The sequence below is a fragment of the Citrobacter sp. Cpo126 genome (assembly GCF_030332445.1).
Classification (GTDB): Bacteria; Pseudomonadota; Gammaproteobacteria; order Enterobacterales; family Enterobacteriaceae; genus Citrobacter; species Citrobacter portucalensis.
Map to the genome: position 1 here is coordinate 19597 of NZ_JAOWHT010000023.1, position 7568 is coordinate 27164.

Sequence of the window (7568 nt, forward strand, 5' to 3'; positions counted from 1 at the left end):
TCATCACTTTTTGATTAGCTTAGCGTAAAAGAAGCCATCGCCATCTTCCGCACCCGGTAAATTTTGACGTCCGGGTTTTTCCGGCGTACCGGTTTCGCTTAATACCGCATCCGGTGTGCGTGCCAGGAAGGCGGCAATTTGCTGTTGGTTCTCTTCTGGCAGGATAGAGCACGTTGCATACACCAGCGTGCCGCCAGATTTAAGATGTGACCAGGTAGCATTCAGGATCTCAGCCTGCAATTGGGCAAGTTCGGCAATATCCCGGTCGCGGCGCAGCCATTTGATATCCGGATGGCGACGGATCACCCCGGAAGCAGAACATGGGGCGTCCAGCAAAATACGGTCAAACTGTTGTTCACCGCACCACTGCTGTGGATAGCGGCCATCCCCTTGTTTTACGGTTGCCTTCATGCCCAGACGTTTCAGATTGTCGTAAACGCGCGATAAGCGTTTTTCATCCACATCGACGGCCATGACGTTAGCTAGCGGAGCAACTTCCAGAATGTGAGTGGTTTTACCGCCCGGCGCACAGCACAGGTCGAGGATCTGCTCACCGTCCTCCGGCAACAGATAATTTACGCATCCTTGAGCGGAAGCATCCTGAACGGTGACCCAACCTTCGTCAAAACCAGGGAGGGCGTGAACTGGAGCCGGTGTTTCCAGACGCACTGCATCCGGGTAGTCTGGATGCGAGAAACCGGTTAATCCCGCTTCGGTAAGCAGGTCTAGCCAGGCGTCGCGAGTATGGTGATTACGATTGACTCGTAGCCACATCGGCGGTCGCTGGTTATTGGCTTCAAGAATGGCTTCCCACTTCTGCGGATACGCACTCTTAATACGTTTCACCAGCCAGGAGGGGTGTAAGAAGCGCAAATCGCTTTGCGCAAACTCGGCCAGCAGTTCATCCTGACGGCGTTGAAACTGGCGCAGTACGCCGTTGATCAGCCCTTTCAGCTGTGGACGCTTAATAACGACCGCGCCTTCTACGGTCTCAGCTAACGCAGCGTGTGCCGGAATACGAGTATGCAACAGTTGGTAGAAGCCCACCATGATCAGGTAGTGAACGGTGCGCTGTTTGCCCGTCATTGGACGTTCCATCAGTTGCTGGATCATCCACTCCAGTTGAGAGAGTGTACGCAATACGCCGAAGCAAAGTTCCTGTAACAGCGCTTTGTCTTTATCGGCAACTTTTTGCTGCATGGCGGGCAGCACGTTACTTAGTGATTGTCCTTTCTCGACAACCTGTTCGACGGCCTGGGCCGCCATACTGCGTAAATTAAAATGTTTTTTCATAAGCGCAAAAATAAAAATGCCCGGAGACACCGGGCTTAAAGAGATGAACCGTCAGGACAGACGGTTTCCGGGCACGAACCACTCCCGGCGCGAATTAAGCAGATCCTGCGCGCTCATGGCTTTTTTACCGGCAGGCTGCAAAGAGATAAGATTCAGAATGCCGTCGCCTGTTGCGACCTGGATACCCTGCTTTGTCGCCTCTAGAATGGTGCCTGGCTCGGCCTGGGTGTTTACAGCAATAACCGAAGCTTGCCAGACTTTCACTGGCTGACCATCGATTTCAAGCCAGCTCATTGGCCACGGGTTAAAGGCGCGGATGCAGCGTTCCAATTGAACAGCCGAAAGCGACCAGTCGATACGGGCCTCTTCTTTGCTGAGTTTTTCTGCATGCGTAACCAGTGATTCGTCTTGTACCACCGGTTTTATTGTGCCGGCAGCCAGCTGTTTTAGCGTTTCAATCAGCCCCTGAGGCCCCAGGTCTGCCAGCTTGTCATATAACGAACCGCTGGTATCTTCTGCCGTAATTGGGCAGGACAGCTTCAGCAGCATATCACCGGTGTCGAGGCCAACATCCATCTGCATGATGGTAACACCGGTTTCGGCGTCGCCTGCCCACAGTGAGCGCTGGATCGGTGCTGCACCCCGCCAGCGCGGAAGCAGGGAACCGTGAACGTTGATACAACCCAGGCGCGGCATTTCCAGTACTGCTTTTGGCAGGATCAGGCCATATGCTACCACCACCATCACGTCTGCGTGTAAATCAGCAACCAGTTGCTGGTTTTCCTGAGGGCGAAGAGAGACGGGTTGAAAAACCGGTATCCCTTTTTCTTCTGCCAGCACTTTTACCGGGCTGGGCATCAGCTTTTTCCCGCGTCCCGCCGGGCGGTCCGGTTGGGTAAACACGCCAACGACGTTATGTCCAGAAGACAGCAGCGCGTCGAGATGACGCGCTGCAAAGTCAGGTGTACCCGCAAAAATAATACGTAGTGAGTCTGACACGTTGATTCTTGTCCTTAAGCTCGGGCGTTCAGGCGGTCGAGTTTTTCAACTTTCTGACGAATGCGTTGTTGCTTCAACGGAGACAGATAATCGATAAATAGTTTACCGACCAGGTGATCCATTTCATGTTGAATGCAGATAGCGAGCAGGCCATCAGCTTCCAGTTCAAAAGATTTGCCGTCGCGATCGAGCGCACGAATTTTTACTTTCTCTGCACGCGGTACTAACGCACGCTGTTCAGGAATAGACAGACAGCCTTCTTCAATGCCGGTTTCGCCGTCTTTTTCCAGCAGTTCTGGGTTAATGAGTACCAACTGCTCATCGCGATTTTCAGAGACATCAATAACAATGATGCGCTGATGAATATCGACCTGTGTTGCTGCCAGACCGATACCTTCTTCGGCGTACATCGTTTCGAACATATCATCAACGATACGCTGAATTTCTGCATTCACTTCTTCAACCGGTTTTGCGACTTTGCGAAGGCGCTCGTCCGGAATATGTAACACTTGCAAAACTGACATAGTTATCCAGAGTTGAGTTCAGGAGTTGAAAAGATTATTACCTCTATTCTAGACAAAACCCCCTCTGATTGACAGCATCAGTGACCAATCGCAAAGATTGCCAGGACTGCTTGTGGCAGGGGAACAGGGATGACCCAAATCGAAATTTGGCTACGTTTAGCGCAAGTGAATGAACTGTATGGTGATGAGATAGTGCGCGTTGCTCACTGGCTCAATACTCAACCGTGCATTAACAACGCGGTACTCTTGCAGGCAGGATTCTCTCCACGCCAGGCAAGACGCTTTTTAACCTTTTCAGATCTGACGCTGGAAAAAACGCTGCGCTGGCTTGAACAGCCTAACCACCATTTTGTGGTTGCCGACAGCGAGCATTATCCGCCACAGCTCCGTGCGATTGAGGATTATCCTGGGGTGCTTTTTGTTGCAGGAACTCCCGCATGCCTCCACTCATTTCAAGTTGCCGTTGTCGGTAGTCGACAACATTCATGGTATGGCGAACGCTGGGGACGGTTGTTTTGTGAAAAGCTTGCTGCATGTGGGGTGACGATCACCAGCGGTCTGGCCCGGGGGATTGATGGCGTGGCGCACAATGCTGCGATAAACCGACAAGGCACAAGTATTGCGGTGCTGGGAAATGGACTTGAGACCATTCATCCACGGCAGCATATCCGTCTTGCGGAGCGACTTATTGAGGCTGGGGGCGCACTGGTGTCTGAGTTCCCATTAGATATGCTCCCTTTGCCGCGCAATTTTCCCCGACGAAATCGTATTATCAGTGGTCTAAGTAAAGGTGTACTGGTTGTCGAAGCTGCACAGCGTAGCGGGTCGCTGGTTACTGCTCGCTGTGCAATTGAACAAGGGCGGGAGGTGTTTGCTTTACCTGGGTCGATTGGGAGCCCGGGAAGTGAAGGCCCGCATTGGCTTATTCAGCAGGGAGCCATGCTTGTGACGACACCAGAGGAAATTCTTGAAAATTTGCAATATGGGCTGCAATGGTTGCCAGATGAACCTGAAAAATCAATTTATTCGCCAGATCACGAAGAGGTGGCATTGCCATTTCCGGAGCTCCTGGCTAACGTAGGAGATGAGGTAACACCTGTTGACGTCGTCGCTGAACGTGCCGGCCAACCTGTGCCAGAGGTAGTGGCTCAACTGCTCGAACTGGAGTTAGCAGGGTGGATCGCAGCTGTACCCGGCGGCTATGTCCGATTGAGGAGGGCATGCCATGTTCGACGTACTAATGTATTTGTTTGAGACATATATCCATAACGAAGCTGAGCTGCGTGTGGATCAGGACAAACTGGAACGGGATCTTACCGACGCTGGTTTTGATCGTGAAGACATTTACAACGCGTTACTTTGGCTGGAGAAGCTTGCTGACTATCAGGATGGTCTTGCTGAACCTATGCAGCTGGCATCGGACCCTCTTTCTATACGTATTTATACTGCGGAAGAGTGCGACCGACTGGATGCAAGCTGTAGAGGATTCCTGCTATTCCTGGAGCAGATTCAGGTGCTAAACCTCGAAACGCGAGAAATGGTTATTGAGCGCGTACTCGCGCTAGATACGGCAGAGTTCGATCTGGAAGACCTGAAGTGGGTGATTCTGATGGTGCTATTCAACATTCCAGGTTGTGAAAATGCCTATCAGCAAATGGAAGAATTACTCTTTGAAGTGAATGAAGGTATGCTGCATTAATCAATCTTCATTCAGTATGAGTTGTTATGGCTAAATCAGCACTGTTCACGGTGCGTAAAAACGAGCCCTGCCCACAATGCGGGGCTGAACTGGTTATTCGTTCCGGGAAACACGGTCCGTTTCTCGGTTGTTCACACTATCCAGAATGCGATTACATCCGTCCGCTGAAATCTTCCGCGGACGGACATGTAGTCAAAGTTCTGGAGGGTAAGCTTTGTCCTGCATGTGGCGCTGAGCTGGTGCTGAGACAGGGACGATTCGGTATGTTTATTGGATGCAGTGACTATCCTGCGTGCGATCACACCGAGCTCATCGACAAGCCTGATGAAACAGCAATAGTCTGTCCTCAATGCCAGACTGGTCATCTTGTCCAGCGGCGTTCCCGTTATGGCAAAACCTTTTACTCCTGCGATCGCTATCCGGAGTGCCAGTTTGTCATTAACTTCAAACCGTTAGCCGGAGAATGTCCTGAGTGTCATTATCCGCTTCTCATCGAAAAGAAAACCGCGCAGGGTGTGAAGCATTTCTGTGCCAGTAAACAATGTGGAAAGCCGATTTCGGCGGAATAAAAAAGTGAATAATAGCCTGCCCACAGACGCTATCGCTGCGGCGATAGCGGTTCTGAAACAAGAAAAAGTCATCGCCTATCCAACTGAAGCTGTATTTGGTGTCGGCTGCGACCCCGATAGCGAAACGGCTGTAACCCGTTTGTTGGCGCTAAAACAACGTCCGGTCGATAAAGGGTTAATTTTAATCGCGTCAAACTTTGAACAACTTAAACCATATATCGACGATAGCATGCTCACCGATGCTCAACGTGACGCTGTTTTCGCCCGTTGGCCTGGTCCTGTTACCTTCGTTTTCCCAGCGCTTGCGACAACGCCACGCTGGTTGACCGGGCGCTTTGATTCTCTGGCTGTTCGCGTCACCGATCACCCGCTGGTGGTTGCGTTGTGCCAGGCTTATGGCAAACCGTTAGTTTCTACCAGTGCTAATTTGAGTGGCTTACCGCCTTGCAGAACGGTAGAGGAAGTTCGCGCACAGTTCGGTACAGACTTTCCCGTGGTTGAAGGGGAGACCGGGGGGCGTTTGAATCCTTCGGAGATCCGTGATGCTCTGACAGGTGAACAGTTTCGACAGGGGTAATATGAAAGAAGCCTATGCTGTTTTTGGTAATCCGATAGCGCACAGTAAATCGCCCTTTATTCATCAGCAATTTGCAGAGCAGCTGAAGATTGATCACTCCTATGGGCGTGTACTGGCGCCTATCAATGATTTTGTGAATACGCTGAACGCTTTTTTTGCTGAGGGCGGGAAGGGGGCAAATGTCACCGTGCCTTTTAAAGAAGAGGCATTTGCACGTGCCGATGAACTAACGGAGCGGGCATCGCTTGCTGGAGCGGTCAACACCCTTAAACGGCTGGAGGATGGGCGTTTACTGGGAGACAACACGGATGGTATCGGCTTGTTGAGCGATCTTGAGCGTTTATCTTTCATTCGTCCCGGATCGCGAGTTCTGCTGATTGGTGCGGGTGGTGCATCCCGTGGAGTTTTATTACCTCTTCTTTCTATGGATTGTGCGGTGACTATTGTTAACCGTACCGCTTCGCGCGCTGAAGAACTGGCACAAATCTTCTCCCATACCGGCAGCGTACAGGCGGTAGGAATGGACGAGCTTGATAATTACAGTTTTGATTTGATTATTAACGCGACATCCAGCGGAATTAGCGGTGAGATCCCGGCTATTCCGACATCTCTTATTCACTCATCTGTCTATTGTTATGACATGTTTTATCAGAAAGGAGATACACCGTTCCTCTCCTGGTGTGCCGAACATGGGGCGAAACAATATGCTGATGGCCTGGGTATGTTGGTGGGGCAAGCAGCGCACGCCGTTTTACTCTGGCATGGGGTTTTGCCGCAGATTGAACCCGTCATTAAAAGCATGCAGCAGGAATTGTCGGCATGAATCAGGCGATCCAGTTTCCCGATCGAGAAGAATGGCGCACGGATGTCAACGCCGTTGTGTTTCCGGCGATGGTTCATGGTATGCAGTTAACATGTGCCATCTCTGGAGAGATGCTGGCGTCCCGCTTTGGCGGCGACACGCCTGAACAGTGGTTGGAAATCTTTCAACAGCATCGCTGGGATCTGGAAGAAGAAGCTGAAGGATTGATCCAGGCCCAGCAGGAAGATGCTCAAGGTTGGGTTTGGTTACTCTGACTTAAATATTCATCTTTCCACTTAACATAGTTGTTAGCTGAATATAGTAAGCCTGCTTTCTCTTCATCGCTTAATGGACGGATTTGTTTAACCGGGCTTCCCAGGTACAGATACCCGCTTTCCAGGCGTTTGTTTTGGGGAACCAGGCTCCCAGCCCCAATCATAACGTCGTCTTCTACTACCACGCCATCCAGCAGAATCGAACCCATGCCGACTAATACGCGGTTGCCAATGATACAGCCGTGTAGCATGACCTTATGACCGACCGTTACATCCTCACCCACGATCAATGGATTACCCTGCGGATTAGACGTGGATTTATGTGTGACATGGAGAACGCTGCCGTCCTGAATGTTTGTACGGGCACCAATTTGCACATAGTTAACGTCGCCACGAATGGCAACCAGTGGCCAAATTCCAACATCATCAGCCAAACGAGCATCACCAATGACGACACTGCTGGTGTCGATCATCACGCGATTTCCGATCTGTGGGAAAAGATCCTTATAAGGACGCAGTACATCAGCCATGTTTACCTCAACGAAAATAGAGCAGTAATGAAGACTTTGGTTGGATTATTGAGACTGTGCAAGTGGTTTAGCTATCAAAAATCAGCCAAATTGCGCAGGAATGTAGCGAAAGGAGTGAAAAACAAGCATTCAGAAAAAAAGATCCAAAAAATACTTGTGCTAAAAAATGGGATCCCTATAATGCGCCTCCATCGACACGGCGGATGTGAATCACTTCACGCAAACAGCCGGTTCGGTTGAAGAGAAAAACCTGAAAATGAGGGTTGACTCTGAAAGAGGAAAGCGTAATATACGCCACCT

General features: G+C 50.7%; 10 protein-coding genes. 6 read left to right on the forward strand and 4 right to left on the reverse strand.

Going from position 1 to position 7568, the window contains the following annotated elements:
- Nucleotides 1-3 precede the first annotated feature (3 nt).
- From rsmB to def, 3 genes are read right to left on the reverse strand one after another with little or no spacing between them, the layout of a single operon-like run.
- The gene (gene rsmB, locus OGY17_RS03170) at nucleotides 4-1293 is read right to left on the reverse strand and encodes a 16S rRNA (cytosine(967)-C(5))-methyltransferase RsmB (protein WP_234103896.1); all 1290 of its coding nucleotides are present in this window, start codon (nucleotides 1291-1293) and stop codon (nucleotides 4-6) included.
- A gap of 51 nt (nucleotides 1294-1344) precedes the next feature.
- Nucleotides 1345-2292, reverse strand: coding sequence for a methionyl-tRNA formyltransferase (gene fmt / locus OGY17_RS03175; protein WP_153752127.1), 948 nt, complete (start codon nucleotides 2290-2292; stop codon nucleotides 1345-1347).
- 14 nt (nucleotides 2293-2306) lie between these two features.
- Nucleotides 2307-2816: a peptide deformylase gene (def, locus tag OGY17_RS03180; protein ID WP_003828283.1), complete on the reverse strand. Its 510-nt coding sequence runs from the start codon at nucleotides 2814-2816 to the stop codon at nucleotides 2307-2309.
- A 129-nt stretch (nucleotides 2817-2945) separates the two neighbouring features.
- Between def and dprA the strand changes: the two genes are divergently transcribed.
- The 6 genes from dprA to OGY17_RS03210 are packed head-to-tail and all read left to right on the forward strand — an operon-like array spanning nucleotide 2946 to nucleotide 6738.
- On the forward strand, nucleotides 2946-4070 hold the full coding sequence (gene dprA, locus OGY17_RS03185; protein WP_258893481.1) for a DNA-protecting protein DprA: 1125 nt from the start codon (nucleotides 2946-2948) through the stop codon (nucleotides 4068-4070).
- Nucleotides 4042-4515 (forward strand): DUF494 family protein Smg, encoded by a 474-nt coding sequence (gene smg / locus OGY17_RS03190; protein ID WP_003031162.1) that lies wholly within the window; start codon nucleotides 4042-4044, stop codon nucleotides 4513-4515. The genes dprA and smg overlap by 29 nt, the downstream gene beginning before the upstream one ends.
- A gap of 26 nt (nucleotides 4516-4541) precedes the next feature.
- On the forward strand, nucleotides 4542-5084 hold the full coding sequence (locus tag OGY17_RS03195) for a DNA topoisomerase family protein (RefSeq protein WP_008786284.1): 543 nt from the start codon (nucleotides 4542-4544) through the stop codon (nucleotides 5082-5084).
- Nucleotides 5085-5088: 4 nt separating this feature from the next.
- On the forward strand, nucleotides 5089-5661 hold the full coding sequence (gene tsaC / locus OGY17_RS03200; RefSeq protein WP_008786283.1) for an L-threonylcarbamoyladenylate synthase type 1 TsaC: 573 nt from the start codon (nucleotides 5089-5091) through the stop codon (nucleotides 5659-5661).
- A gap of 1 nt (nucleotide 5662) precedes the next feature.
- On the forward strand, nucleotides 5663-6484 hold the full coding sequence (aroE, locus tag OGY17_RS03205; protein WP_125363755.1) for a shikimate dehydrogenase: 822 nt from the start codon (nucleotides 5663-5665) through the stop codon (nucleotides 6482-6484).
- The gene (locus tag OGY17_RS03210) at nucleotides 6481-6738 is read left to right on the forward strand and encodes a DUF1488 family protein (RefSeq protein ID WP_008786281.1); all 258 of its coding nucleotides are present in this window, start codon (nucleotides 6481-6483) and stop codon (nucleotides 6736-6738) included. Before aroE ends, OGY17_RS03210 begins: the two co-directional genes overlap by 4 nt.
- On the opposite strand, the gene OGY17_RS03215 is transcribed toward OGY17_RS03210, so the two are convergent.
- Nucleotides 6714-7268: a gamma carbonic anhydrase family protein gene (locus OGY17_RS03215; protein WP_286606386.1), complete on the reverse strand. Its 555-nt coding sequence runs from the start codon at nucleotides 7266-7268 to the stop codon at nucleotides 6714-6716. The two genes, OGY17_RS03210 and OGY17_RS03215, sit on opposite strands and share 25 nt — an antisense overlap.
- Nucleotides 7269-7568: the final 300 nt, after the last annotated feature.

Bases quoted from the DNA above. Each gene is read 5' to 3' on its own strand.
- rsmB (WP_234103896.1), bottom strand. From the start codon at position 1,293: ATGAAAAAACATTTTAATTTACGCAGTATGGCGGCCCAGGCCGTCGAA.
- def (WP_003828283.1), bottom strand. From the start codon at position 2,816: ATGTCAGTTTTGCAAGTGTTACATATTCCGGACGAGCGCCTTCGCAAA.
- dprA (WP_258893481.1), top strand. From the start codon at position 2,946: ATGACCCAAATCGAAATTTGGCTACGTTTAGCGCAAGTGAATGAACTG.
- smg (WP_003031162.1), top strand. From the start codon at position 4,042: ATGTTCGACGTACTAATGTATTTGTTTGAGACATATATCCATAACGAA.
- OGY17_RS03195 (WP_008786284.1), top strand. From the start codon at position 4,542: ATGGCTAAATCAGCACTGTTCACGGTGCGTAAAAACGAGCCCTGCCCA.
- aroE (WP_125363755.1), top strand. From the start codon at position 5,663: ATGAAAGAAGCCTATGCTGTTTTTGGTAATCCGATAGCGCACAGTAAA.
- OGY17_RS03210 (WP_008786281.1), top strand. From the start codon at position 6,481: ATGAATCAGGCGATCCAGTTTCCCGATCGAGAAGAATGGCGCACGGAT.
- OGY17_RS03215 (WP_286606386.1), bottom strand. From the start codon at position 7,268: ATGGCTGATGTACTGCGTCCTTATAAGGATCTTTTCCCACAGATCGGA.